20 protein-coding genes are annotated in these 25015 nt (G+C 74.7%); 7 read left to right on the plus strand and 13 right to left on the minus strand.

The features are described 5' to 3' along the window. Positions 1 to 97: 97 nt before the first annotated feature. A complete protein-coding gene (locus ACFVFR_RS11815; RefSeq protein WP_383700031.1) occupies positions 98 to 1135 on the plus strand; it encodes an ATP-binding cassette domain-containing protein in 1038 nt (345 codons plus the stop codon). After that, positions 1132 to 1995: an ABC transporter permease gene (locus ACFVFR_RS11820; RefSeq protein WP_383700033.1), complete on the plus strand. Its 864-nt coding sequence runs from the start codon at positions 1132 to 1134 to the stop codon at positions 1993 to 1995. Before ACFVFR_RS11815 ends, ACFVFR_RS11820 begins: the two co-directional genes overlap by 4 nt. A gap of 134 nt (positions 1996 to 2129) precedes the next feature. On the opposite strand, the gene ACFVFR_RS11825 is transcribed toward ACFVFR_RS11820, so the two are convergent. Continuing rightward, entirely contained in the window at positions 2130 to 7322 is a 5193-nt protein-coding gene (locus ACFVFR_RS11825) for a BTAD domain-containing putative transcriptional regulator (RefSeq protein WP_383700035.1), read from the minus strand. 435 nt (positions 7323 to 7757) lie between these two features. Here ACFVFR_RS11825 and ACFVFR_RS11830 point away from each other — a divergent pair, with 435 nt between their 5' ends. Further along, positions 7758 to 8564: a site-2 protease family protein gene (locus tag ACFVFR_RS11830; protein WP_383700037.1), complete on the plus strand. Its 807-nt coding sequence runs from the start codon at positions 7758 to 7760 to the stop codon at positions 8562 to 8564. Between the two features lie 2 nt (positions 8565 to 8566). Here ACFVFR_RS11830 and ACFVFR_RS11835 read toward each other — a convergent pair whose 3' ends face one another. The 6 genes from ACFVFR_RS11835 to ACFVFR_RS11860 form a co-directional block, all read right to left on the minus strand. Next, complete coding sequence (locus ACFVFR_RS11835) at positions 8567 to 8791, minus strand: hypothetical protein (RefSeq protein ID WP_383700039.1); 225 nt, start codon at positions 8789 to 8791, stop codon at positions 8567 to 8569. 188 nt (positions 8792 to 8979) lie between these two features. Next, a complete protein-coding gene (gene npdG / locus ACFVFR_RS11840) occupies positions 8980 to 9705 on the minus strand; it encodes an NADPH-dependent F420 reductase (protein WP_383700041.1) in 726 nt (241 codons plus the stop codon). Between the two features lie 57 nt (positions 9706 to 9762). Continuing rightward, positions 9763 to 10611: a carbohydrate ABC transporter permease gene (locus ACFVFR_RS11845; RefSeq protein ID WP_383700043.1), complete on the minus strand. Its 849-nt coding sequence runs from the start codon at positions 10609 to 10611 to the stop codon at positions 9763 to 9765. Continuing rightward, on the minus strand, positions 10608 to 11531 hold the full coding sequence (locus ACFVFR_RS11850; protein WP_383700045.1) for a carbohydrate ABC transporter permease: 924 nt from the start codon (positions 11529 to 11531) through the stop codon (positions 10608 to 10610). Before ACFVFR_RS11850 ends, ACFVFR_RS11845 begins: the two co-directional genes overlap by 4 nt. Before the next feature lie 111 nt (positions 11532 to 11642). After that, complete coding sequence (locus tag ACFVFR_RS11855; protein WP_383700047.1) at positions 11643 to 12980, minus strand: ABC transporter substrate-binding protein; 1338 nt, start codon at positions 12978 to 12980, stop codon at positions 11643 to 11645. Next, on the minus strand, positions 12977 to 14095 hold the full coding sequence (locus ACFVFR_RS11860) for an exo-alpha-sialidase (protein ID WP_383700354.1): 1119 nt from the start codon (positions 14093 to 14095) through the stop codon (positions 12977 to 12979). The genes ACFVFR_RS11855 and ACFVFR_RS11860 overlap by 4 nt, the downstream gene beginning before the upstream one ends. Before the next feature lie 429 nt (positions 14096 to 14524). On the opposite strand from ACFVFR_RS11860, the gene ACFVFR_RS11865 reads away from it, so the two are divergent. Together ACFVFR_RS11865 and ACFVFR_RS11870 are read left to right on the plus strand one after the other, a co-directional pair. Next, positions 14525 to 14755, plus strand: coding sequence for a DUF5708 family protein (locus ACFVFR_RS11865; protein WP_383700049.1), 231 nt, complete (start codon positions 14525 to 14527; stop codon positions 14753 to 14755). 424 nt (positions 14756 to 15179) lie between these two features. After that, the gene (locus tag ACFVFR_RS11870) at positions 15180 to 16484 is read left to right on the plus strand and encodes an MFS transporter (RefSeq protein WP_383700356.1); all 1305 of its coding nucleotides are present in this window, start codon (positions 15180 to 15182) and stop codon (positions 16482 to 16484) included. A 94-nt stretch (positions 16485 to 16578) separates the two neighbouring features. Here the strand turns inward: ACFVFR_RS11870 and ACFVFR_RS11875 are convergent, their stop codons facing one another. Further along, a complete protein-coding gene (locus ACFVFR_RS11875) occupies positions 16579 to 17505 on the minus strand; it encodes an NADP-dependent oxidoreductase (protein WP_383700051.1) in 927 nt (308 codons plus the stop codon). A gap of 77 nt (positions 17506 to 17582) precedes the next feature. On the opposite strand from ACFVFR_RS11875, the gene ACFVFR_RS11880 reads away from it, so the two are divergent. Beyond that, on the plus strand, positions 17583 to 17963 hold the full coding sequence (locus tag ACFVFR_RS11880; protein WP_383700053.1) for a winged helix-turn-helix transcriptional regulator: 381 nt from the start codon (positions 17583 to 17585) through the stop codon (positions 17961 to 17963). A gap of 8 nt (positions 17964 to 17971) precedes the next feature. On the opposite strand, the gene ACFVFR_RS11885 is transcribed toward ACFVFR_RS11880, so the two are convergent. Then, complete coding sequence (locus ACFVFR_RS11885) at positions 17972 to 18904, minus strand: NADP-dependent oxidoreductase (RefSeq protein WP_383700359.1); 933 nt, start codon at positions 18902 to 18904, stop codon at positions 17972 to 17974. A 190-nt stretch (positions 18905 to 19094) separates the two neighbouring features. Further along, on the minus strand, positions 19095 to 19298 hold the full coding sequence (locus tag ACFVFR_RS11890) for a hypothetical protein (protein WP_383700055.1): 204 nt from the start codon (positions 19296 to 19298) through the stop codon (positions 19095 to 19097). Positions 19299 to 19399: 101 nt separating this feature from the next. On the opposite strand from ACFVFR_RS11890, the gene map reads away from it, so the two are divergent. Next, positions 19400 to 20257, plus strand: coding sequence for a type I methionyl aminopeptidase (gene map, locus ACFVFR_RS11895; protein WP_383700057.1), 858 nt, complete (start codon positions 19400 to 19402; stop codon positions 20255 to 20257). Between the two features lie 127 nt (positions 20258 to 20384). Here the strand turns inward: map and ACFVFR_RS11900 are convergent, their stop codons facing one another. From ACFVFR_RS11900 to ACFVFR_RS11910, 3 genes are all read right to left on the minus strand, one after another. Then, the gene (locus ACFVFR_RS11900) at positions 20385 to 21068 is read right to left on the minus strand and encodes a heme oxygenase (biliverdin-producing) (RefSeq protein ID WP_383700059.1); all 684 of its coding nucleotides are present in this window, start codon (positions 21066 to 21068) and stop codon (positions 20385 to 20387) included. Positions 21069 to 21401: 333 nt separating this feature from the next. Next, entirely contained in the window at positions 21402 to 23159 is a 1758-nt protein-coding gene (locus ACFVFR_RS11905) for an HtaA domain-containing protein (RefSeq protein ID WP_383700061.1), read from the minus strand. 248 nt (positions 23160 to 23407) lie between these two features. Next, complete coding sequence (locus ACFVFR_RS11910) at positions 23408 to 24958, minus strand: HtaA domain-containing protein (protein WP_383700062.1); 1551 nt, start codon at positions 24956 to 24958, stop codon at positions 23408 to 23410. Between the last annotated feature and the right edge of the window lie 57 nt (positions 24959 to 25015).

Genomic DNA, 25015 nt, shown 5'->3' on the forward strand with positions numbered 1-25015 from the left:
CGTGTGCGGGTTACCGACGGCCCACCGACACCCGTATGTCGGTTCGCCGTCGGTGGCCTGTAGGTCGATTGTCAGTGGTATCTGAGAGCGTTGCGCCATGACGCGTTCGCAAACCTCACCACACGACACAAGTCCCGGCCGTGGCAACGCGGTCGAGGTACGGGGGTTGGTCAAGCACTACGGCACGACCAAGGCGCTCGACGGCGTCGACCTCGACGTCAAGGAGGGCACCGTGCTCGGTGTCCTCGGTCCCAACGGAGCGGGCAAGACCACGCTCGTGCGCTGCCTGTCCACGCTGGTCGAGCCGGACGCCGGCGAGGCGGTCGTGGCCGGCTTCGACGTGCGGCGCCAGCCGCGACAGCTGCGCCGGGCGATCGGCCTCACCGGGCAGTACGCCTCGGTGGACGAGAAGCTCTCCGGCTGGGAGAACCTCTACATGATCGGGCGGCTGCTCGACCTGCCGCGCGGCGCGGCCCGCAAGCGGGCCGACGACATGCTGGAGCGGTTCTCGCTGACCGAGGCCGCCAAGCGGCCGGCCGCCCAGTACTCGGGCGGTATGCGGCGCCGGCTCGACCTGGCCGCCTCGATGATCGGCAACCCCCAGGTGCTGTACCTGGACGAGCCCACCACCGGCCTCGACCCCCGCACCCGTAACGAGGTGTGGGAGGAGGTGCGCCGCATGGTCTCCGACGGCGCGACGGTGCTGCTCACCACGCAGTACATGGAGGAGGCGGAGCAGCTCGCGACCGAGCTGACCGTCATCGACCGGGGCAAGGTCATCGCCGGCGGCCAGGTGGACGAGCTGAAGGCCAAGGTCGGCGGTCGCACCCTGCAGATACGTCCGGCCGACCCGGGCCAGCTGCACCGCATGGTGGGCGCCGTGGCACAGGCGGGTCTCGAGGGCGTCGCGGGCGCGCGGGCCGACGAGGCCGAGGGCCTGGTCAACGTGCCGATCGTCAGCGACGAGCAGCTCACCGCGCTGATCGGGCTGCTGAGCCAGCGCGGCTTCACCATCTCCAGCATCGACACCCATCTGCCCAGCCTGGACGAGGTGTTCCTGGCCATCACCGGCCGCAAGACCTCCGACAGCGAGCAGGACCAGGACGACACCAAGCTTGAGGAGGTCGCCGCATGAGCGCGGCAACCGTCACGGCCCCGGACAAGGCACCGGACCAGCGGCAGAGCCCGGTCAACCGGGGGTCCGACGACGTCCGGATCGGTCTGCGCGGCAACGCGCGACACATCCTCGCGCTGGCGCGCCGCAACGTGATGCAGATCAAGCAGGACCCGGAGTCGATGTTCGACGCCGTGCTGATGCCGATCATCTTCACGCTGCTGTTCGTGTACGTCTTCGGCGGCGCCGTGGGTGGCAGCCTCGGCGGCGACCGGAGCGTATACATCAACTACGTCATCCCGGGCCTGTTGGCCATGGGTGGGCTGAACATCGCGATGTCGGTCGGCACCGGCATCAACGACGACTTCAGCAAGGGGGTGATGGACCGCTTCCGCACGATGCCGATAGCCCGCTCCTCGGTGCTGATAGCCAAGCTGATCGTCGAGGGCGGCCGGATGCTCGTCTCCTCGACGATCCTGCTGACGGTGGCGTTCATCATCGGCTTCGACCTGAAGACGGGCCTGTTGGAGCTGCTGGCCGCCGCCGGGCTCGCGCTGGTCTTCGGCACGTCGCTGACCTGGATCTTCATGCTGCTCGGCCTGTCCATGAAGACCCCGCAGGCGGTGCAGGGCGTCGGCTTCCTCATCCTGATGCCGCTGCAGTTCGGGTCCTCGGTGTTCGCCCCGACCGGGACGATGCCGGGCTGGCTGCAGGCGTTCACCGACTACAACCCGCTGTCCAACCTCGCCGACGCCGTTCGCGCCCTGCTCAACGGCGAGGGCGCGGTGGCCGATCCGGTGTTGGCCACGCTGGCCTGGTCGGTGGGCATCACCGTGGTCGTCGCGCCGCTGGCGGTGCGCAAGTTCCGCACGAAGACCTGAGCCGTGGCAGGGCCGGCCGGCCTTTGCCGCGACCGTCGGGGCATCCCCGGCGGCCGGGCGGAGGCTCCCGGGCGCCCGCCGCCACGGCGGGTGGCGCGCGGGCGGGCCGGCGCCCTGCCGTGACCAGCGACGCGTCAGATGAGGGCCGCGGCCTCCGCGAGAGCGAGGCCGCGGCCCGTCGCGTACGCCCGCTCGTAGACCTCCCCGGCCAGCAGGGACCGCGCCGCCCGCTCCGCTTCGGAGCGCTCCGTGCGGTGCACCCGGGTGGGTTGCACGCCGGGCGGGAAGAGCGCGTCGTGCGCGCCGAGCAGTCGCGCGGCGGTGCGAGCCCGGTCGGTGCCGCCGAGTTGGGTCAGCGCCCGCGCGCCGGTGGCCAGTTGGGCGATCGGCACCTGCGGCGCGATCAGCCAGGTCACCGCCGACTGGGTCTTGTCCAGCGCGGTCCGAATCCGCGCCAGGGCCTGCGCCGGCCGCCCCTCCAGCGTGTCCAGCCAGCCCAGCAGGCCCTCCATGATCCCCTGGAAGAGCTCGTGACTGCGCGATCCGAAGTCGGCGAGCTGGCGCTCGAACTGGGCGCGGGCGTCCGTGAAGGCCCCCTGTTCGGCGCACCACACGGCGTAGTGCAGCCGCGCGTACGAGATGGCCTCGGAGCTCATGCGCTGGCCCGCCGCCATGATCTCGGTGAGCACCCGCACGCCCTGCTCCGCCTCGCGCGCGCTCGCGGCGCGCTCGACCAGCAGGCCCGCCAGGCGCGCCCGCAGCAGCCACACCTGCGTCTGCGCGCCCAGCCGCTCGGCGTAGCCGATGGCCTGTCGGTAGTCGTCGGCCGCCGCCGCGTACTCGCCGCGCCCCTCGCGCGCCTCGCCGCGCCCGGACAGCGCCTCGGCCGCGCCCCAGGCGTCGCCGAGCCGCTGGAAGATCGCCAGGCTCTCCCCGATGTCCCGGTCCAGGCTCGTGGGGTCGCTGTGCCGGGCGGCGAGCACCTTGGCCCGCAGTTGCAGCAGGAACGCCAGCTCCCACGGCTCGCCGGCCTCCCGACCGACCCGCACGGCGGCGTCGACGAGTTCGCGCAGCCGGTCGGAGTCGCCGGCGATCAGCGGCGCGATGAACCACAGCAGGCCCGGCAGCCGGGAGGTCTGCGGCAGCCCCGGGCGGTACACGGCGGCGACGCCCGCCAACTCCCGCTGGACGGCGGGCTCCTCCAGCCCGTACAGATCGCCCTCCAGGATGGCCAGCCGCAGCAGCCGCACCCCGCGCCGCGCCTCCCACAGCTGCTCGGGCGGCATCGGCGGCGGCGCGTCGGTGGCCCGGTCGGCCAGCGGCGGGGCCGGTACCACGGGCGGCAGGAACGGGTTGGGCCCGAGCTCGGCCGCCGCCACGGCCCAGGTGCGCAGGTCGACGCGGTGGCCGCGCAGATGCCAGAACCAGTTGAGCGACAGCACCAGGCACAGCGCCTCCTGCTCGTCGGCGGCGGCGACGGCCCGGCGCAGCGCGGTGCGCAGGTTCTCGTGTTCCAGCTCAAGCCGCCACAGCCAGCGCCCCTGGGCGGCGCCGCGCAGCAACGGGTCGGCGAGGCGGGCGAGTTCGCGGTACGCGACGAGGTGGCGCCGCTCCACGGCCGCCCGCTCCCCCGCCTCGTCCAGGCGCTCGGCGGCGTACTCGGCGACGGTCTCCAGGAGCCGGTAACGCATGGCCCCGTCCAGGGCCGGATCGGGGGGCAGCCCGCCGCCGGTGGGCGGCGCGCCGCGCGGCAGCGGTCCGGGGCCGGCGGACGGGGGCGGCGCCGGGAGCTGGTCGACATCCTCGACGCCGGGCCCGGTCGCCTCGACGGGAGCCGCGACGACCAGCGACTTGTCGACCAGGGAGCCGAGCAGGGCGGCGACGTCGCGCGGGTCCACAACGGCGCGCTGGGCGCCGGTGCCCGCGGCGCGCCCGCCGGGCGTGGCGGGTGTGCCGGCGGGGTCGGGCACGTCGGCGCACACGGTCTCGGCCGAGGCCAGGTCGCAGCCGCCCGCGAAGACCGAGAGGCGGCGCAGCACGGCCCGCTCCCGCTCGTCCAGCAGGTCCCAGGACCAGTCGACCACGGCCCGCAGGGTCTGCTGGCGCGGCAACAGGGTGCGGCTGCCGGTGGTCAGCAGTCGGAACCGGTCGTCCAGCCGGTCGGCGAGCTGTCGCGGCGAGAGCAACCGCAGCCGGGCGGCGGCCAGTTCGATGGCCAGCGGCAGACCGTCCAGCCGGCGGCAGATCTCCGCGCACGCCTCCAGGTCGTCCTCGACGCGGAACCCCGGCCTGGCCGACGCGCCCCGGTCGGCCAGCAGGCGCAACGCGACCGGTTGTGGCAACGGCTCCACGGGCCGTACGAGTTCACCGGGGACGGCCAGCGGCTCGCGACTGGTGGCCAGCACGCTCACGCCCGGGCAGTGCGCCAGCAGGGTCTCGGTGAGCTGGGCGGCGACCTCGATCACGTGCTCGCAGTTGTCGAGCACCAGCAGCATGCGCCGGGCCGCGCAGTGCTCGGTGAGCCGGGCCAGCGAGTCGAGGGCGGTCGGGTCGGAGGCGGCGCGCAGCCCCTCGGCCGCGGTGCCCCGGATGACGGTCTCGCGCGCGCCGAGCGCGGTCAGCACCGTCTCCACGACGGTGGCGGGGTCGTGTGCGGGAGCCAACTCCGCCAGCCACACGCCGTCCGGCCACTCACCCGCGACGCTGGCGGCGGCCACCGTGGACAGCCGGGTCTTGCCCGAGCCCCCGGGCCCGAGCAGGGTGATCAGCCGGTACGCGGCGAGGTCGGCGCGCAGCGCCCGCAGGTCCCGCTCGCGCCCGACGAAACTGGTCAGCGCCGCGTGCAGGTTCCCCACCGGGGGCACCGGGGCCGGTGCGGCCCCCGACCGCGCGGCGAGTGGCCGCGCCGGCGCGGCGGGGTACGGCACTTCGGGGTACGGCACTTCGGACAGGGCGGGTACCGGCACGCCGGGCCCGGCGGCCCACGGCCCGAGGCCGTCGGCCGGCACGCCCCCGACGGCCGGTGCGGCACGGCCGGCCTGGTCAGCCCGCTCCGGCCCCGTACCGTGACCGGCCCCAGCGGCGTCCCCAGGCGAGGCGACATGATCGGGCCGGGCCCCGTCAGACACCACACCCCGCTCGGCCCAGGCGGCCCGGTCACCATTCGCGCCCTGGTCGGCGCCTACGCCGTAACCAGCCTCAGCGACCTGGTCAGCCCAGCCCCCCTGGCCAGCCCCCGCGCCCTGATCCGCCGGCGCGACACCATCAGCCCAACCAGCGCGGTCACCCCCCGCACCCCGGTCAGCCCCGTCAGCTTCCACGCCGTCGCCGGCCCACCCGGAGCCGCCAGGCCAGCCCGCGCGGTCGGCACCGGACTCCCCACCCGCGCTCGGGCCGAACCCAGCACCCCGGTCCGCTCCGGCGGTGCGGTCGCCCCGTACGCCGTCGCCGCCCTGCCCCGAGCCATCAGCCCAACCGATACGGTCACCCCCCGCGCCCCGGCCAGCCCCGTCAGCAGGACCAGCCGCCGCATCGTCGCCGGCCCGCGCGAGGTCGTCGGGCCAGGCGATCTGAGCAGGCTCCGCACCACGGTCGGCCCCTACGCCGTGACCAGTCCACGTGCCACGGGGGACCCCACCGGGGCGGGCGGACCCGGTGTCCCGGTCGGTCCCCGCACCCGGATCGGCCCGGGCGGCGCGGTCAGCCTCCACAGCATGGCCACCCCGCGTGGCGTCGTCAGCCCCACCAGCGTGGCCGGGCCCGGCTGCCCGACCGGTCTCGGCGGCCCGGTTGGCGCCGGCATCACGGTCGACCCCTACGCCGTCGCCGGCGTACTCGGAGCCGTCAGCCCAACCGGCGCGGTCACCACCCGCACCCCGGCCAGCGCCCACACTCCCGTCACCACCCGCACCCCGGCCAGCCCCCGCGCCATCGCCGGCCCGCCCGGAGCCGTCAGGCCCGGCGGCGGGGTCGTGCTCCGGCGCGTGGTCGGGCCGCCCGCTCCGGTCGCCGGCGGGGTGGGGGACACGGTCAGGGCCCGTGGCGGGCCCATAGCCGGCCCGATCGTCGCGCCCGGTCCGGCCCTCGCGCCGGGCCGGACGCGCGCGGCCGGCCCGGTCCACCCGCGCGGGCGGGACGTCACCGCCCCTGCCGCCCCAGCGGCCAGCCGCCCCAGCGGCGCCGGGGCCGCCATCCGTGCCGGGGCCGCCACCCGCGCCGGGCGTACCGCCGGCCCCGCGCGAACCACCCGCACCGGCCGAGCCGTCGTCCGCGCCCTCCGCGCCGAACGCGCTGTCACAGCCCAGCGGCGCACAAAAGCCCGACACGTCACCGGAGTCCGACGGGGTGCCCTGACCCGGCACGTCGCCAGAGCCCGACAGGTCACCGCGACCCGGCACGTCGCCAGAGCCCGACAGGTCGCCGCGAGGCGACAGTTCACCGAAGCCCGACACGTCACCGTGACCCGACGGAGTGCCTGCCGGGCCCGGTGGGTTGTGGTGGGCTGGTGTCTCGCTCGCCGGCGGGGGGCCGGCGAGCGGGGGTCTGGGCGGGCTCGGTGCCCTGGTTCGGGGCGGCTCGGGGGTGGTGGGGGCCGGGGTGAGGAGTTCGGCGTGCAGGGCGCGCAGCTCCGGGCCGGGGTCGGTGCCCAGCCGGTCGGCGAGTTCGCGGCGTACGCGCTCGTACTCCGCCAGCGCCTCCGCCGCGCGGCCGGCGTCGCGCAGGGCGCGGAGGCGCAGCGCGTGCAGCGGCTCGTCCAGCGGGTGGGCCCCGCACAGTTCGGTCAGGGCGGGCAGGGCGTGGGCCGCGTGGCCCCGGGCGAGGTCGGCGCGGGCCCGGTCGCGCCGGGCGTCCAACTGGCGGCCCTCGGCCCGGGCCGCGAGCGCCGGGTGGCCGGGCAGGTCGGCCAGGGCGGGTCCGCGCCACAGGGCCAGGGCCTCGTCCAACAGCTCCGCCGCCAGGGCCGGGTCGCCGGCGGCCAGGGCGTGGGAGCCGTCGCGGGCCAGGCGTTCGAAGCGGTACAGGTCGATGGCGTCGGGCTCGGCCCGCAGCAGGTAGCCGCCTTCGGCGGAGACGATCGCCGTCCGCCCGATGGCCCGTCGCAACCTGCCGATCAGGGCCTGGAGCGCGCCGGTGGCATCCCGTGGGGTACCGCTGCCGGAGCCGGCGCCCTCGTCCCAGACCTCGGCGATCAGCGCGTCCGCCGGGCGCACCCGGCCGGGACGCAGGGCGAGCGCCGCCAACAGCGCCCGCAGCCGGGCACCGCCGAGCGCGACGGGGGTGCCGTCGTCGTGATGGGCCTGGGTGGTGCCGAGTATGCCGTACCGCACGCCGTCCATTGTGGTCGACGGCCAACTGTCGGTGCTCACGGGTCCGTGTTCCCCCGCTGGGTCGTGGCGCCGCGCGCCGGGGTGTTGTGGCATTCCTCCGAGACCTCCCGCGAGCCCGGTCGGGGCGCCGCCGGCCCGCCCGGGGCGCCCCGGGTGGGGGCCGCGGGCCGTGCCGGGCGCGCCGCGCGCCGGGTCGTGTCGGGCGACGCGAGGGCCCTCCGTGGGGCGGCGCGGTCCCTGGTCGTCCGGCGCCGCGCCGGTGCCCGCCGCCCGCCCCTGTCCGCTCCGTGTGCCCACCGCCCCACTGTGCCTGGAACTCCGCGCTCACCGCGCGTCGTTTTCCGTGCGCCGGGCGTCGCCGCGCGACTACCGTCGCCCGGGGTCCCACCCGCGTGGGCGCCCGCCCCGTTCCCCGTATCCCTGGAGCCGTGTGCGATGACCGCGCCCGCCACCCCTCGTGACCTTCGCGTCAGCCCCGTCTTCCTCGCGCTCGTGGCGGTCGCGGGCGGGTCCGGGTGGGCGGTGTGGGCGGACGCCTCGGCCAGCACCGGCTTCGCGGTGTTCCTGTTCGTCGTCGCGGGCTGGGTCGTCTCGCTGTGTCTGCACGAGTACGCGCACGCCCGCGCGGCCCTGCACAGCGGCGACCTGACCGTCGGCGCGAAGGGTTATCTGACGCTCAACCCGCTGCGGTACACGCATCCGCTGCTGAGCATCGGGTTGCCGCTGCTGTTCGTGGTGCTGGGCGGGATCGGGCTGCCGGGTGGCGCGGTCTTCATCGAGCGGCACCGCATCCGGGGCCGGTGGCGGCACAGCCTGATCTCGGCGGCGGGGCCGCTGACGAACGTGGTGTGCGCGCTGGTGCTCACGGCCCCGTTCTGGCTGGGCTGGCTGGACGGGGCGCCGTTGGCGTTCCGCGCCGCGCTCGGGTTCCTGGCGCTGCTCCAGGTCACGGCGGCGATCATCAACGCGCTGCCGGTGCCGGGGCTCGACGGCTACGGCGTGGTCGAGCCCTGGCTCTCGTCCGGGGTGCGCCGGCAGGTGGCGCCGTTCGCGCCGTTCGGGCTGCTCGCGGCCTTCGGTCTGCTGTGGATTCCCGAGGTCAACCACGCCTTGTTCGACGCGGTGGACGCGATCCTGCGGGCGCTTGGCGTGTCGGAGTTCGAGACGCGGTACGGGCTCGACAGCTTCCGCTTCTGGCAGGGCGAACCGGAGGTCTCCTTCGGCTGGTCCCCCACGGGGTGAGCTCAGCCGGCGGTCGGGCCGCCCCGCGCGGCGGCCCGCTCGGTCCGCACCTTGCGCCGGTAGAGCAGCCACAGGTTGCTGGTCAGCCCGGCCAGCAGGACCCATACGACGCCGAGCCAGCTCCCCTTCGCGAAGGACACGACGGCCGCGACGACGGCGAGGGCGCACACGATGAGCGCGTACAGGGCGATGCGCCGGGCGGGGTCGGGCTGGGGCTGGGCGGACATGCGGTGGCTCCTGCGGGGGCGGGGTCGGGGCCCCGCCATTGTCCCCCACCGCCTCCCATCCCCCGCGCCCCGGTCGCCCCCGCCCCGCCCCGCCGGTGTCGGCGCGGCGGCACCGGCGGGGCCGGGACCGGGGCGGGCCGCCCGACGCGGGGCGGGCCGCCCCCGTCGGGGTCACTCCCGTGGGCCGCTCAGAGGTCCGTGACCCGCAGGCCCGCGTGGGCCTTGTAGCGGCGGTTGACCGAGATCAGGTTGGCCACCAGCGACTCCACCTGGTGGGCGTTGCGCAGCCGGCCGGCGAAGACGCCGCGCATGCCGGGGATGCGGGCGGCCAGCGCCTGCACGAGGTCGGTGTCGGCCCGGCGCTCGCCCAGGACCAGCACGTCCGTGTCGATCTCGGCGATGTCGGGGTCCTGGAGCAGGACGGCCGACAGGTGGTGGAAGGCCGCCGTCACGCGCGCCTCGGGGAGCAGCGCGGCGGCCTGCTGGGCGGCACTGCCCTCCTCGGGCTTGAGCGCGTACGCGCCCTGCTTGTCGAAGCCCAGCGGGTTGACGCAGTCGATGACGAGCTTGCCGGTCAGCTCGGTGCGCAGCGCCTCCAGCGTCCTGGCGTGCCCCTCCCACGGCACGGCGACGATCACGATGTCCGCGCGCCGCGCGCACTCCGCGTTGTCGGCGCCCTCGACACCGTGGCCCAGCTCGGCGGCGGCGGCCCGCGCGCGGTCGGCGGCGCGCGAGCCGACGATCACCCGCTGGCCCGCCTTGGCCAGCCGGTAGGCCAGCCCGCGCCCCTGGTCGCCGGTGCCGCCGAGCACGCCGACCACCAGGTCGGAGACGTCGGGCAGCTCCCACGGGTCCTTGGCCGGCGCCTTGCCGGCGGTCGGTGCCGGGGCCTTGCTCGTGTCATCAGAAGTCATACGGCGATCCTGCCAGTCCCCAGCCGACCCGGCCCTACCGATCGGTAGTGGCGCGGCTCACGCCTTGACGCTGCCCTCGGACAGGCCCGTGCGCCAGTACCGCTGGAGGACGCCCATCAGCACCATCAGGGGGATGACGGAGAGGAAGGCGCCGCCGACGGTGTACTGGTACAGCTCGGGCGCCCGGTCGGCGTAGCCCTGCCAGCCGACCAGGCCGAGCTGGATCGGGTAGAGGTCGGAGTCGTTGAGCATGACCAGCGGCAGGAAGAAGTTGTTCCAGATGTGTACGAACTGGAACAGGAAGACGGTCACCAGGGCCGGGCTCATCAGGCGCAGCACCAGGGTGGTGAAGATGCGCGCCTCGCCCGCGCCGTCGATGCGGGCGGCCTCCAGGAGCGAGTCGGGCACGGCGGCCGTGGCGTAGATCCGGCACAGGTAGACGCCGAAGGGGCTGACGACGCTGGGGACGAGGACGGACCAGTAGGTGTTGGCCAGGCCGATCTCGCTGAAGAGCAGGTAGAGCGGGAGGGCCAGGGCGGTGCCGGGGATGAGCACGCCGGCCAGGATCACGTTGAAGATGGTCTCCCGGCCGGGGAAGACGAACTTGGCCAGCGCGTATCCGGCGGCGGCCGACAGGAGGGTGGCCGCGAGCGCGCCGACGCCGGCGTACAGCAGGCTGTTGAGGAGCCAGGTGACGTAGATGCCGTTGTCGTAGGTGAGGACGTCGTGCAGGTAGTCGATGGGGTGGGGGTTGGCGAACCAGAAGCCGAAGGTGCCGAAGAGGTCGCCGGTGTTCTTGGTGGCGGAGACGGTGAGCCAGTAGACGGGGGTCAGGAAGTAGAGGGCGGCGATCGAGAGCAGCGACACGGTGATGACGCGGTGTCGCAGCGGCGGTTGCTGGCTCATGTGTCGTCCCTCCCGTCCCGGGGGCCCCGGCCGACGAGTCTGAGGAATCCGAACGACAGGACGCAGGCGACCAGCGCGAGCAGGACCGCCTCGGCCGCCGCGATGTGCTGGTTGTTGCTGGTGAACGCCTCGTTGTAGGCGTGCAGGTTGGGCGTGTAGCCGGAGTCGATGGAGGTGCCGAGCGGGCGCAGCACCATGGGTTCGGCGAAGAGCTGGAGGGTGCCGATGATGCTGAACACGGTGGTGAGCACCAGGGCCGGCCTGATCAGCGGCAGCTTCACGTGGCGGGCGACCTGCCAGGCGCTGGCGCCGTCGATGCGCGCGGCCTCGTACAGCTCGGCGGGGATCGCCTTGAGCTGGGCGATCAGGACGAGCATGTTGTAGCCGGTGAACTGCCAGGTGACGATGTTGGCGATGGACCACAGGACGGTGCCCCGGCCCAGGAAGTCCACCTGCCAGCCGACCGAGTCGGCCATCTCCACCAGCGGGCTGATCCCGGGGACGTAGAGGAAGCCCCACAGGATGGAGGCGATGACGCCGGGGATGCCGTACGGGAGGAAGAAGGCCGTGCGGAAGAAGCCGACCCAGCGCGCGGAGGCGGCCTCCAGGAGCAGCGCGAGCGAGGCGGCGAGGATGATCATGACGGGGATCTGGACGACGCCGAAGAGCAGCACGCGGCCGAAGCCGGTGAGGAACCGGTCGTCCTCCAGCGCGTGTCGGTAGTTGGCCAGGCCGGCCCAGACCTCGTTGGTGGGGCCGGCCAGGCCCAGCGGCGCGGGGCGTTCGACCCTGAGCAGGCTCTGGTAGACGGCGTAGCCGATGGGCGCGATGAAGCAGAGCAGGAACACCGCGAGGAACGGCAGCAGGAATCCGAGCGCCGCGCGGGCGTTGCGGGCCTCGGTGCGGGTGGGGCGCTTCACGGTGCGGTACTCCTTTCGACCGGCGGTCCGGCCGGGCCTACGGACAGCCGCCGGGGCGCGCGGGCGGCCGGGGTCGGGTGCGCGGGAGCGGGCGCGCCGCGCACCGGTGGGTCATCCACTGGCCGAGGTCTGGCCGGCCTCGACCTTCAGTCCCTTGTCCCGGAGGTCGTCGATGGTCTCGCGCTGGACGTTGCGCAGCACCGTGCGGAAGGAGGTGCCGTCGCCAATGGCCTCCAGGAACGCGTCGCCCAGCCGCTGGTAGAGGGTGTCCACGGTGGGCCCCCACTTCCAGCTGGTGTCCACTCCCTTGCCGGCCTCGACGAACACCCGGCTGTAGTGCTGGCCGCCGAAGAACGTCCGGCGGCTCTCCAGGTCGGCGGCGCGGTAGCCGGCGACGGCGCTGGGGAACCCGTAGCCGCCCTTGATCAGCAGCTGGACGGCGGCCGGGTCGGAGTTGAGCCAGACGGCGAAGGCCATGGCGTCCCTGGGGTAGGAGCACCGTCGGAAGACCACGGTGGTGGAGCCGCCCCAGTTGGCGTGCGCGTTCTCGCCCCGCTTCCACTGCGGCAGCGGGGCCACCCGCCACCCGCCGGCGGTTCCCGGGGCGTTGCCCACCAGCAGCGCGTCGCCCCAGCTCGCGCCGAGCCAGGCAACGATGTCGCCGGTCTGGATGTCCTTGTACCAGGCGCTCTGCCGGTCCGGGATGGTCCGGATCAGCTCGTCGTCGACCAGCCTGCTCCAGTAGTCGGCGACCCGCAGCGAGGGGGCGTCGTCGATGGCCACGGTCCAGGTGTCGCCCCGGGTGCCGAACCAGCGCCCGCCCGCCTGCCAGGCCAGGCCCGCGAAGCGGTTGCCGTTGGTGGCCGAGAACGTCTCGATCCAGGCGCCGTGCCGGCGGACGGCCCTGGCCGCGTCGGCGTACTCGGCCCAGGTGCGCGGCGTCGCGATGCCCCACCGGTCGAACAGGTCCCGCCGCAGGAAGAGGCCCATCGGCCCGGAGTCCTGCGGGATGGCGTACACGGACCCGGCGTACACCGACTGCTGCCACTGCCAGCCCACGAAGCGGGACCGGTAGCGCTCGCCGCCGTATGCGGACAAATCGGCCAGGGCGTTGTCGAGCAGGAAACTGGGGACGACGGAGTACTCCATCTGGCCCAGGTCGGGAGGGTCGCCGGCCTTCACGGCGGCGTGCATCTTGGCGTACTGGGCGCCGCCGACCGCCGAGACCTTCTCCAGGTTGATCCGCACGTCGGGGTTGCGCTCGTTCCACAGCGCCACCGGGTTCTCGATGCCCGGGACCCAGGACCAGAACGTGAGGGTGATCTTCTCGCCCTTCCGGCGTTCCCGGACCACGGTGGCGTCGTCCCCGCAGCCGGCGAGCGCGAGCCCGGCCGCGCCGGCCGCCGCGGCGCCGAGGACGGTACGTCGGTGGGCTCCGTAGGGGCTCATGTCAGGTCCTCCACGGGGATGCGGCGGAACGTGAGGGTCGAGTACGCGCTGAAGTCACCCGTTTCGTAGAGCAGTCCGACGGTGGACCTGTCGATCCGTACCAGGTCGGAGTAGGCGGCCGGCAGCCCGTCCACGGTGTGCGCGGCCCGCCAGGTACGCCCGCCGTCGTCGCTGGCCCGCACCGTCATCAGGGCGCGGGCGTCCGGCGTCGCGGGCCCGGAGAAGAGCAGGGTCCCCCGGCCGCCGCGCCCCACGCCGTCCAGGTGGAGCACGCTGGCCTGGACGACGGGCGCCACCAGGCCGGCCTGCGGCCGGAAGGGTTTGACCAGCGAGGCGCCGCCGTCGGTCGAGTACGCGTCGGCGCGGTTGCCGGGCGCCCTGGCGTCGGTGCGGGCGTTGACGTAGATCCGACCGTCGGGGAGCTGGGCGGCGGCCGTCTCGTTGACGTTGACGTAGTCGTCCGGGTTGTCGTCCACGTAGCCGAGCCGCCAGTGCGCGCCGCCGTCGTCGCTGAGGAGGGCGTGGCCGCCGTTGTAGCGACCCTCGGTCCCGTCGTGTCCGGGATCGGCGGGCGGCAGCGAGTGGTTGGCCGACACCACCAGGCGACCGGCGTGCCGGCCGTGGCGCAGTCGCAGGGCGTGCCCGGGGGTGGTGGCGTACCAGCGCCACTCGGGCCGCTTGACCTCACGGGTGATCTCGCGGGGGCGCGACCAGTGGGCCCCGTCGTCGTCGCTGTGCTGGACCCATACGCGTCGGCCGTCGTCGGGCGCGACCTTGCCGAGGCGGATGCGGGTCTCGGTGGCCTCGGCCGCGCTGCGCACGTGGACCAGTACGACGCGGCCCTCGGCGGTGACCACCGGGGCGGGGTTGCCGGCGGTGCCCGCCTCGTGGCGGGCGACGACCTGGAGCGGGCCCCAGGTGCGCCCGCCGTCGCGCGAGCGGCGCAGCACCACGTCGATGTCGCCCCAGTCGGCGGCCGAGCGCACCCGCCCCTCGGCGAAGGCCAGCACGGTACCCGCGTCCGTGGCGACCACGGCGGGGATGCGGTAGCTCGCGTACCCGTCGGTGCCGGCACGGAAGGGAACGGACGCCTCGCGCGTCTCGTACGTCGTCATATCGCTTGCCACGCTTGCCATCAGACCCTCCCGATACCCCGGGTGCGATCGAGCGTCAACGACAGGACGTAGGACGTCCCTTGTGTGCGGTGACCATAAGGATCGCCTTACAGAGCGTCAAGACACGGCACATGAACAGTTATCGGCGTGGCCTGAGCGATTCCGCCAAACGATGCAGTCATACCGGTCTCCGTCTCCTGCTCTGGGGCGAGGCGCCCACCCGGGGTGCGCCCTAGCGTGAACGGCGTAGTGAGCGCGCCTCGCGCACCACCCCGCGCATCCGTCGGGGACCGGTGCCGTGGGCGCGACCGGGTCGAGGACGGGGCACGTCCGGGTGGCGGCCGAACGGCGGGCGGAGGCGGGGCGGGGCCCCGGCCGACCGGGGTTCGCGCGGCGCGCCACGGGCGGGCCCCGGGAGTGGGAGCGGCGATGTACCGAAGGCGGCCGGGCACGTGGCGGGACCGATGGCCGGCGGGCGTCTGGCACCTCGCGGAGGGGACCGCGACGCTCGTCGTCGGGCTAGGCCTGTGGTGGTTCACCGCGGACGTGCACACCCCGGTCGTCACGCCACGCAAGGTCGGCGTCGTGCTGATGGCGGTCGGCGCGGCACAGGTGCTGATCGGCGTGTACGGGACGGCGACGGCGCGCGGCAAACGCTGAGGCCCGGACCGGCGGGCGGGGTGGAGTGGCGGGTCCGGGTGGCGGGCCGGGACGACGGCCGGGTAGGCGGGTCCGGGTGGGGCGGGGGGCGTGCGCCGGCGGGCGGGCCCGGCGTCCGGGCCGCTGGCCGGCGGGCGGGAGTGAGCGAGGTCGCACGATATTCGGTTGCCCGTGTTCGCTGGTCGGCGGACTATGACCTCTCGTGACCCGTCCCGAACAGCCCGGTGGGGCAGATTCCGATCCCCTGCCTGTCGAAGCCGTCGCGGGCCGCCAGCCCGACCCGGCCGCCGCGCTCTCCGAGGTCACCACCCCCGACCCGGCCGCCGGCACCGGACCGACCGGCGCCGGTGAGGCCGCCGGCGCCGCCGCCCCCCGGCCCTCCGGAACCACCGGGACCGCCCCGGTCGGGAAGCCGGCCGGTGGGGTGCCGCGCCAGCGGGGCGGCCGGGCCCGGGCCCTGCTGCCCGACCTGTCGCCCTGGCGCTCCTCGCGGGACTTCCGGCTGATCTGGCTGGCCGGCGCGGTCACCTCCTTCGGCAGCTTCCTGACCATGATCGCGCTGCCGTTGCAGGTCAAGGAGCTGACCGGCTCGGCGTTCGCGGTCGGCGCGATCGGCGCCGTACAGCTCGTCCCGCTGGTCGTCTTCGGCCTGTACGGCGGCGCGCTGGCCGACGCCATGGACCGGCGCACGCTGATCCTGCTCACCGAGTTCGGGCTGGGCCTGCTCACCGTGCTGCTGCTGGTCAACAGCCTGCTGCCGCATCCCATGCTGTGGCTGCTGTACGTGGTGGCGGGGCTGACCAGCGCGCTGGCCGGCATCCAGCAGCCGGCGCTGGACGCCCTGATGGCCCGCATCGTCCCGCACGACCAGCTCACCGCCGCCGCCGCGCTCAACTCCATCCGCTGGCAGCTCTCGGCCATCGTCGGCCCCTCGGTCGCCGGGCTGATCGTCGCGTTCGCGGGGCTGCCCGTCGCGTACGGGCTCGACCTGCTGACCTTCGTCGTCTCCACGCTGCTGGCGCTGCGGCTGGCGGCGGCCCCGCCCGCGCACGACGCGCAGCGCCCCTCGCTGGCCGGCATCTGGGCCGGCGCCCGCTACGCCTGGCAGCGCAAGGAACTCCTGGGCACCTACGCGGTCGACATGGTCGCGATGTTCTTCGCCTACCCGAACGCGATCTTCCCCTTCCTCGCCGACGACCTGGACGCGACGTGGGCGCTCGGCCTGATGTACGCGGCGGGCTCGGTCGGCTCCGTCCTGGTCAGCCTGACCAGCGGCTGGACCGCGCGGGTGCACCGGCACGGGCGCATGGTGGCGGGCGGTGCCGCGCTGTGGGGGCTGGCCATGGTCGCGGCCGGGGCACTGCCCAACATCTGGCTGGTGCTGGTGTGTCTGGCGGTGGCCGGCGGCGCGGACATGGTCAGCGGCCTGTTCCGGTCCACGCTGTGGAACCAGACCATCCCCGACGAGCTGCGCGGGCGGCTCGCGGGCATCGAGCTGCTCTCGTACATGACCGGCCCACAGCTCGGGCAGGTCCGGGCCGGCTCGATGGCCGCGCTGACCAGCGTGCGCACCGCCGTGTGGTCGGGCGGCATCGCGTGTGTGGCCGCCGTCGGGCTGCTGGCCGCCTCGCTGCCCAAGCTGATGGCCTACGACGCGCGGACCAACCCGCACGCGCTGCGCATGCGCGCGGCCCGCGCCGCCCGCGCGGCGGGCCCCGCGCCGCACTGAGGCGCGGATAGGGCGGCGGGGGCCGGTCGTCCACCGGGCGGGGGCCGGCTCGCGAGCGGACCCCCGCGACGGGGTCGAGGGGCCCACGGCGGGGTCACACGGTGAGGACGAGCTTGCCCTGGAGGTGGCCGCCGTCGAGCAGTCGGTGCGCGTCGGCGACGCGTTCGAAGGGGAACGACTCCCGCACGTGGACCCGGAGCCTGCCCCCTTCGACGAGTTCGACCAGGCCGCGCAGGGCGACCGGGTCGGGGTCGACCGCGATGCCGCTGAAGCGCAGGCCGGCCGCCTCGTACGCGGCGGCGAGCTCCACGTTCTCCTCGGCCACCGCCGTCACCAGGTGACCGCCCGGCCGGAGCACGTCGAGCGACCGCTCGACGCTGTCGCCACCGACCGTGTCGAGCACGACATCGATATCGCGGGCCACCGTGGTGAAGTCGACCGCCGTGTGGTCGATCACCTCGTCGGCGCCGAACCCCTCGACGAACGCCCGCTTGCTCCCGCTGGCCGTCGCGGTCACGTGCGCACCCAGCGCCTTGGCGATCTGGATCGCGACGTGACCGACCCCGCCTCCACCGCCGTGGACCAGCACCCGGTCGCCCTCGCGCACACCGGCGACGTCGACGAGGCCCTGCCACGCCGTCAGGCCGACGATCGGCAGCGCCGCCGCCTCGACGTGCGAGAGCGCCGCCGGCTTGCGCACCAGGTGCAACGCCGGCGCCGACACGAACTCGGCGTACCCGCTCGCCGCCCGGGGGAACAGCGGCATCCCGAACACCTCGTCACCGGGCCTAAACCGCCAGGTCCGCGCCTCCTCGACGACACCGCTGACGTCCCAGCCGAGGGTGAACGGCGGCTGGCCGATCAGCGGGAACTCGCCGGCGCGCAGGCGCGCCTCCAGCGGGTTCAGCCCGATCGCCCGGACGCGGACGAGGACTTCGGTGGGCAGCGGTCGGGGCTTGGGCGCGTTCGCGACGGTGAGCACCTCGGGGCCGCCGAGGGTCTGCTGGGTGATGACTCGCATGACTCTCCTGGCTGGGGATCGGGGGGGGAGAACCCACGCTAGGTCTCCGACAGGAACCGGCGGGTACCTTGGGCGCCATGAGCGGATTCGGTCCCGGTGCTCCCTTCCTCGCCGACTGTCCGGCGCGCCTGACGGTCGAGCTGATCGCCGACAAGTGGACGGCGGTCGTGCTCTACGGCCTCAGCCAGGGCCCGGTGCGCCACGGCGAGCTGGTCGAGCTGATCGGCGGTATCTCCCGCAAGGTGCTCACCCAGACGCTCCGACGGCTTGAGGCCCACGGGCTCGTCCTCCGCCGCGCCTACGCCGAGGTGCCGCCCCGCGTCGAGTACGCCCTCACCCCGCTCGGGGCGACGCTGATCGACCCGATCCACATGCTGACCGAGTGGGCACGGGCGAACGGCGAGGCCGTACTCGACGCGCTCGACGCCGGCGCCGGGCCGGCCGCCCCCGACAGCTGAGGCCGGCCTCAGCTCCGCGGCGGTGCGTCGACGACCTGGATCAGGGGCTTGCCCGGGGCGGTGCGGCGCGCGGTGAACGCGGCGGGCGCCTCGGCCAGCGGGTAGACGGTACCCACGAGCGTGCGCAGCCGGCCTTCCTGGACCCGGCGGGCCAGGTCGGCCAGGCGGTGCCGGTCGGGCTCCACGACGAAGAAGACCGCGCGACCGTCGTCGGGGCGCACGGTGGGCGGGGCGGCGATGGTGACCAGCGTGCCGCCGGGCCGCACCAGGGCGGCGGAGGCCGCCAGCACCTCGCCGCCGATCACGTCCACCACCAGGTCCACCGGGCCCGCGTCGGCCAGCGCGTCGGTGTCCAGGTCGAGGAAGTCGCCGGCCCCCAGCTCCAGGGCCGTGGCGCGGTCCCGGGCCCGGCCGGTGCCGATCACATGGGCCCCGGCCTGCTGGGCGAGCTGGACCGCGAGCGAGCCGACCCCGCCGGCCGCGCCGTGGATCAGCACGCTCTGGCCGACGGCCAGGCGCCCGTGGTCGAAGAGGGCCTGCCAGGCGGTGAGCCCGGAGATCGGCAGCGCCGCCGCCTGGACGTGGCTGACGGACGCCGGCAGCGGCGCCAGGTTGCGGGCCTCGACCGCCACGTACTCGGCCAGCGTGCCGTCCCGCGTCCAGTCGGTCAGCCCGAACACCCGCTGGCCCACGGTGAGCCCCGTCGTGCCGTATCCCAGCTCGGTCACCACGCCCGACACCTCGTGGCCGGGGATGCTGGGGGCGCGGTCGCGCCCGGCGCGGTCGGTCCAGGTGCCCGGCCAGCCCAGCTCGCCGGGCGTGAAGCCGGCCACGTGCACCCGCACCACGACATCGTTCTCCGCCGCGTGCGGAGCCGGCACCTCCGCGTACGTCAACCCGTCAACGCCGGCCTGTCGGTCACCGGTCCTGATCGCCCTCATCGTCACTCCCGCTCGGTTGGCCACCCGTGTCGCATCGCTCATGACCGGGACGCTACCGACGCCCTTGGCCGGTCTCCTGGTCCAAATTCCGCCGGGGATCTTGGGCCAAGTTTCGGGCGCCGCGCCGCGCCTCGCGGTGCTGACCTGCCCGTACCCGGGGGGAGAGCGGGGCGGGGGCGGGGCGGGCGACCTAGTCGTTCCAGCGGGGGTCGCTCTGCCAGTCGCGCTCGCGGTCCTGGGTGTGCTCGATCGCGTGGGCCGCCTCCTCGCGCGTGGCGTAGGGACCCAGCCGGTCCGCCGCCCGGCACTCGGGACCCTCCTCCACGCGCCCGTGGCGCACGCAGTAGTACCACTCGCCGGGCTGGCCCGGCTTCCCCCGGGAGAACACTGCCATCGGTGACCCGCCTTCCTCGTCCGTCCCACCCGCACCGCGTCCGCGTGTGCTGGCTCACTTGCCGCCATGGTGCCCGATGCGGCCTGGATACACTCGCTGGCATGTCTGGCCAGTCGCTTCTCGTTCCGGGGCAGCTCTCCCCCCTTCGCACCGTCCCCGCCGCCATCGCGCGGCCCGAGTACGTGGGGAAGGACGCCCCCACTCCGTACACCGGGCCCGAGGTGCAGGACGCCGAGACCATCGAGCGGATGCGCGTCGCGGGGCGTATCGCCGCGCAGGCGCTGGCGGAGACCGCGCGGCACATCGCACCGGGCACCACCACCGACGAACTCGACCGCGTCGCGCACGAGTTCCTCTGCGACCACGGCGCGTACCCGTCCACGCTCGGCTACCGCAAGTACCCCAAGTCACTGTGCACCTCGGTCAACGAGGTCATCTGCCACGGCATCCCGGACTCGACCGTGCTGCGCGACGGCGACATCGTGAACCTGGACATCACCGCGTACATCGGCGGGGTGCACGGCGACAACAACGCCACCTACCTGTGCGGCGACGTCGACGAGGAGTCACGGCTGCTCGTGGAGCGCACGCGGGAGTCGCTGACCCGCGCGATCAAGGCGGTCAAGCCCGGCCGACAGATCAACATCATCGGCCGCGTCATCGAGTCGTACGCCAAGCGCTTCGGCTACGGCGTGGTGCGGGACTTCACCGGCCACGGCATCAACAGCTCGTTCCACTCGGGCCTGATCGTGCCGCACTACGACAGCCCGCACCACACCACCGAGATCCGGCCGGGCATGACGTTCACCATCGAGCCGATGCTGACGCTGGGCACCCACGAGTACGACATGTGGGAGGACGGGTGGACCGTGGTCACCAAGGACCGCAAGCGCACCGCCCAGTTCGAGCACACGCTCGTGGTCACCGAGACCGGCGCGGACATCCTCACCCTCCCCTGACACCCGGCGCCCGGCGGCGGGGCGCCCCCCGTCCCCGGCGACCGGTCGGGTACGCGCTCACGCGGCGGCGGACACCACCCGGTGTCCGCCGCCGCCGTCGTCGCGCGGGCCATCGCCCACACCGGGCTCAGGCGCTGAGCGCGCCGGGGCCGTCGGTGCCGAAGTGCTCGCCGAGCTCCCGGAAGAGAGCGGTGTTCAGCGCGAAGGCGCGCCGGCACTCCTCGATGACGCGCTGCTTCTCCAGGTCGTCCACCGGCAGGGCGTCCAGCAGCGCGCGGTACTCGCGCTTGAACGCGGCCGGGTTGTCGATGCCCTCGAAGACGTAGAACCGCACCCCGTCGCCCTTGCGCGCGAAGCCCCAGGTCTTCTCGGCCGTGCCCCGGATGATCTGGCCGCCGGAGAGGTCGCCGAGGTAGCGCGTGTAGTGGTGGGCGACGAAGCCGCCGGGCCAGCTCCGCGCGCACTCGGCCACACGCTCCGCGTACGCCGCCGTGGCCGGCAGCGGCTCCAGGCCCGCGCGCCACTCGGGGCCGCCCAGGAAGGCCAGGTCGCGCTCCAGCTCGGCGGTGCGGGCCAGTTCGGCGCGGAGGAAGGGGCCCGCGACGGGGTCGGCGGCCAGCGTGGCCGGGACGCTCTCCAGGGCCCGGTAGACGAACCAGAGCTGCTCCGTGTAGCGCCGGAAGGCGGTCACGCCGAGCTGGCCGCCGAGCATGGCGCCCATGAACGTCGAGGTCTCCGCCTCGGTGTGCTGCGCGTGCGAGGCGGTGCGGATCACCGTAGAGAACGGCTCGGGTGCGGGTACGGCGTCCAAGACGGACCTCCGGGTGCCGGGGGACGAGAGAGAACAGGGCCCCTCATGCCGAAAACGACCTGAGAAGCCGACAACAGCGCGAGAGGCCCGCTTCGTGGGCGACCCGCCCTCCGATTGTGTCTACTTAGGCTCACCTAAGTCAATTGGTTACCGACGATCTGTCGGTAAAAACCCTACCGCCGTCTCCCCCGCACGGCAGGCGGGGGAGACGGCGGAGGCTGTGCGTGGGCCGTGACGTATCCGCAGGCCACGGCTGGCGTGGCCGGCCCGTGCCCGGCGATCTGGGGCCGCCGGGCACGGGTGGGGGCGGCGCGGGGCGCCGGCGCCGAGGGCTCAGCCCTGGGCGGGGGTGGCCGCCGAGCGGCGCCGGACGGCGAAGGCCGCCGCCCCGCCGCCGACGACGAGCACGCCCGCGGCGCCGAGCAGCACGCCGGTGGGGACGTCCGCGCCGGTGGCGGCCAGCGAGCCGGAGCCGCCCGTGCTGCCGCCGCCGGTCACGCCACCGGTGCCCATCGCCTCGGTGCCCGAGCCAGTGCCGCCGACGCCGCCGGTGCCACCCGAGCCGGCCTCGCCGCCCGAGCCGGCCTGGCCGTCGGCGTCGGCGGTGCCGCCGGCGGTGCCGACGCCGCCCGGCAGGCTGGCGCCCTTGTCGAGCGAGACGGCCACGTTGACCGGGTCGAGCCGCTCACCGGCGTGGTAGTAGCCGGCGAACGCCTTGGCGCCGCTGGCGGTGAGCGTCGCCGGGACGTTCTTGAGGGTGACCACCTTGCCGGTGACGGTCGGCCCGCCGGCGGGGAGCCTCAGGTCGGCCAGCGTCAGGTTGTCGCTCTTGGTGACCTTGCCGGTCTTCATGTCCTTGGAGGACAGGTCCGCCACCAGGGTGCCCCGGCTGCCCTTGACCCTGACCTTGAGGTCGCTGACGCTCAGGTCGAGCTTGCCGGCGTGGCCGGTGAAGCGCACCGCGCCGGCGAACTTGGCGTCCAGGGACTTGTCGGTGGCCTGGTAGCTACCACCGCCCTGCGGGAAGCGGTAGATCTGGCCCCGCTTCGCGGCGCCGCCGGAGAGCGTGACCTTGCCGCTGGCGATCGGCCCCGTGACGTACTTACGGAAGCCTTCCTTGACGCCCCAGTCGAGGTTGCCGGAGAAGATCTCGCCGCTGGCGCCGGACCGCTCGCCGGTGCCGCTGGTCGGCTTGCCCGTGGGCTGGTCGGTGGGCTTGGCGGTCGGGCCGCCCGTCGGGTTACCGGTCGGGTTGCCCGTGGTGGGCCCGTCGGTCGGCTTGCCGGTGGGCTGGTCGGTGGGCTTGCCGGTCGGCTGGTCGGTCGGCTTGCCCGTGGGCTGGTCGGTCGGCTTGCCGGTCGGCTGGTCCGTGGGCTTGCCGGTGGGCGGGTTGGTGGGCTCCGGCTTCACCGGGCCGCCCGGGGTGACCGTCAGGGTCGCCGGGTCAAGGTCGTCACCGGCCGCGTAGAAGCCGTTGAACGCCTTGGCGCCGTCGGCGGTCAGCTTGGCGGGGATGTTCGCGAAGGTCATCGCGCCGCCCTCGCCCTGGCCCGGCCGGACCGCGCTCAGGTCCAGGTCGGCCAGGCGCACGTCGTCGCTGTTGGTGACCTTGCCGGTGTTCATGTCCTTGGCGCTGACGTCGGCGGTGATGGCGCCGGTGGTGCGCGCGGTGCTCAGCTTGACGTCGCTCAGCCTCAGGTCGAGCTTGCCCTCGTGACCGGCGAAGCGGACGCCGCCCTTGAAGGCGGTGCTGACCGCGTGCGTGCCGGTGTCGTAGGTGCCGGCGCCGTCGACGAAGGTGAACGGACCGTTGCCGGCCGCCTGTCGGGCACCGCCCGAGACGGTGATCTCGCCGTGGGCGATGGGCCCGGCGACGTACTTGCGGAAGCTCGCCTTGACGCCCCAGTCCAGGGTGCCGTTCCTCAGCTCCAGCTTCGGCGGCGCGCTCGGCTTGTCGTCGCCGCCGGCGGCGTACGCGACGACGGGCAGGCTCAGGGCGGCGGCGCCGAGGGTGGCGGCGGTGGCGATGGCGGCCGTCCGTACGACGCTGGCGCGCCGCGTTCTCCGGGGAGCGGGGTGGGTGGCGGACATGGTCGGTCTCTCCTTGCGTTGGGGGTGGGGCCGGCCGCCGGGGGCAGCGGTCGGGCCCGTTGGGTTGCGGGCGGCGCCGGCGCGTACGCGTCGGGGGCCGCCCGGGCCGGGCGGCGCACGGTCGGGGGTCCGTTCGCCGCGCGGCTGCCCGTCGCGTGCTCGCGTGGGGCGTGCGGGGGCGTGCGACCTGGCACGGCGGGGCCGCGCCGGGTCGTGGTTCGGGGGGTGGCGCTCCGGGGGCGCCCCGGTCAACCGCCCGAGGGCGCGCCGTCGGTGTCGGTCGTGGTCGTGGTGGCGGCGTCGGTGTCAGCGGGGCCGGCGGGCGGGGTGGGGCGGCGTCGGCGGACGGCGTAGAGGGTGGCCGCGGCGCCCGCCACCAGCAGCGCGGCGCCGCCGGTCACCAGCACCGGGGTGGACGGCCCGGCGGAGCCCCCGTCGTCGGCGGGGTCGTTCGCCGGGGCCGCCAGGGCCGTGGCCGAGCGCGTCGGCTCCGGGGTGCTGGTCGGCTCGCTGCCCAGGTCGGGCAGGGGCGGCAGGGTGGCCTTCGCGTCGGTGGCCACGGCCAGCGACAGGGGGTCCATCGCGGTGCCGGCCCGGTATCGGTCGCCGAACGCGCGCGCCCCTTCGCGGGTCAGCTTGGTCGGCGCTTCCGCCACCGTGACCAGGCCGTCCTTCGGCGCGGAGCCCTTGAGGGCCGGGGCGTCGAAGGTGACCAGGGGGACGTCGCGACGGGTGGCCCCGTCGGTGCTCACGTCGGCCGCCAGGGTGCCCCGGCCGTCGGCGACCCTGACCCGTACGCCGCTGAGTGCGAGGTCGAGATCGGTGCCGGTGAAGTGCGTACGGCCGGCGAAGGTGGCGTCCAGGGTGCCGGCGCGCGGGTCGTAGGCGCCCTTGCCGGCGGTGAAGCGGAACAGCGCGCCGCCGTCCCGTGCCCCGTCGGTGAGTTGCCAACGGCCCTTGGCCACGGGCCCGGTGACGTACTCCCGGAAGGTGCGGCGCACCCCCCAGTCGACGGCGGCGTCGGCGATCTTCCCGGCGTCCTTGGCCCGGCCCTTCGCGGCGTCCCCGGCCGGCTCGGTGGGTTTGGCCTTGCCGCCCTGGTCACCCGTGGCGCCCTTGGCGGCGTCGCCCGTGTCCTTCGCCTCGGCGCCGCCGGGCTGGTCCGCCGCGCCGGTTACGACGTCGGCCGACAGGCTCAGCGGGTCCAGCGGGGTGCCGGCGGTGTAGTAGCCGGCGAACGCCTGGGCGCCGCGCGCGGTGAGGGTGGTCGGGATGGAGTTGAGCACCACGGCGGTGCCGCCGCCGCGCATGGTCACCCGGGACAGGTCGAGCGAGGCCAGCGGGACCTGGCTGGCGCTGGTGACCTTGCCGGTGCCCTTGGCCTTGCTGACCACGTCGGCGTACAGGGTGCCGGTGCCGGTGCCCGGCGTGCGCACGGTCAGCCGGCTCAGGCGCAGGTCGAGTTCGTAGGAGCCGCTGGCCGTGCGGTGGCCGAGGAAGTGCACGCCGCCGGTGAACGCGGCGCCGAAGGAGCCGCTGGTCGGGTCGTAGGAGCCGGCGGCCGAGTGGAAGCGGAACTGGCTCTCGCCGACGGTGGCGGCGCCCCCCTCCAGGCTCCAACTGCCCTGGGCGATGGGCCCGGTGACGTAGCGCTGGAAGGAGGACTTCAGGCCCCAGTCCAGGCGCCCGCCGGAGACCGTGCGGTCCGCCGCGTGGGCGGCGGTGGCGGGTGACAACGCGCCGAGGAGCCCGGCGAGCAGCACGAGCACACAGGCGCGGGTGGGTCTGAACGGCAGCATCAGTGCCCCTCCCGAAGCGTAGCGATGAAGGTAAGGCTAACCTAAGCTACAGCTCGG

Origin of the sequence: Streptomyces sp. NPDC057702, from assembly GCF_042799315.1 — a bacterium.
Taxonomy (GTDB): Bacteria; Actinomycetota; Actinomycetes; order Streptomycetales; family Streptomycetaceae; genus Streptomyces.

Coding starts and splice junctions, on each gene's coding strand:
- npdG (WP_383700041.1), bottom strand. CDS start 9,705: ATGACTTCTGATGACACGAGCAAGGCCCCGGCACCGACCGCCGGCAAG.
- ACFVFR_RS11855 (WP_383700047.1), bottom strand. CDS start 12,980: ATGAGCCCCTACGGAGCCCACCGACGTACCGTCCTCGGCGCCGCGGCG.
- ACFVFR_RS11845 (WP_383700043.1), bottom strand. CDS start 10,611: ATGAGCCAGCAACCGCCGCTGCGACACCGCGTCATCACCGTGTCGCTG.
- ACFVFR_RS11880 (WP_383700053.1), top strand. CDS start 17,583: ATGAGCGGATTCGGTCCCGGTGCTCCCTTCCTCGCCGACTGTCCGGCG.
- ACFVFR_RS11820 (WP_383700033.1), top strand. CDS start 1,132: ATGAGCGCGGCAACCGTCACGGCCCCGGACAAGGCACCGGACCAGCGG.
- ACFVFR_RS11905 (WP_383700061.1), bottom strand. CDS start 23,159: ATGTCCGCCACCCACCCCGCTCCCCGGAGAACGCGGCGCGCCAGCGTC.
- ACFVFR_RS11885 (WP_383700359.1), bottom strand. CDS start 18,904: ATGAGGGCGATCAGGACCGGTGACCGACAGGCCGGCGTTGACGGGTTG.
- map (WP_383700057.1), top strand. CDS start 19,400: ATGTCTGGCCAGTCGCTTCTCGTTCCGGGGCAGCTCTCCCCCCTTCGC.
- ACFVFR_RS11815 (WP_383700031.1), top strand. CDS start 98: ATGACGCGTTCGCAAACCTCACCACACGACACAAGTCCCGGCCGTGGC.
- ACFVFR_RS11910 (WP_383700062.1), bottom strand. CDS start 24,958: ATGCTGCCGTTCAGACCCACCCGCGCCTGTGTGCTCGTGCTGCTCGCC.
- ACFVFR_RS11890 (WP_383700055.1), bottom strand. CDS start 19,298: ATGGCAGTGTTCTCCCGGGGGAAGCCGGGCCAGCCCGGCGAGTGGTAC.
- ACFVFR_RS11830 (WP_383700037.1), top strand. CDS start 7,758: ATGACCGCGCCCGCCACCCCTCGTGACCTTCGCGTCAGCCCCGTCTTC.
- ACFVFR_RS11860 (WP_383700354.1), bottom strand. CDS start 14,095: ATGACGACGTACGAGACGCGCGAGGCGTCCGTTCCCTTCCGTGCCGGC.
- ACFVFR_RS11835 (WP_383700039.1), bottom strand. CDS start 8,791: ATGTCCGCCCAGCCCCAGCCCGACCCCGCCCGGCGCATCGCCCTGTAC.
- ACFVFR_RS11875 (WP_383700051.1), bottom strand. CDS start 17,505: ATGCGAGTCATCACCCAGCAGACCCTCGGCGGCCCCGAGGTGCTCACC.
- ACFVFR_RS11865 (WP_383700049.1), top strand. CDS start 14,525: ATGTACCGAAGGCGGCCGGGCACGTGGCGGGACCGATGGCCGGCGGGC.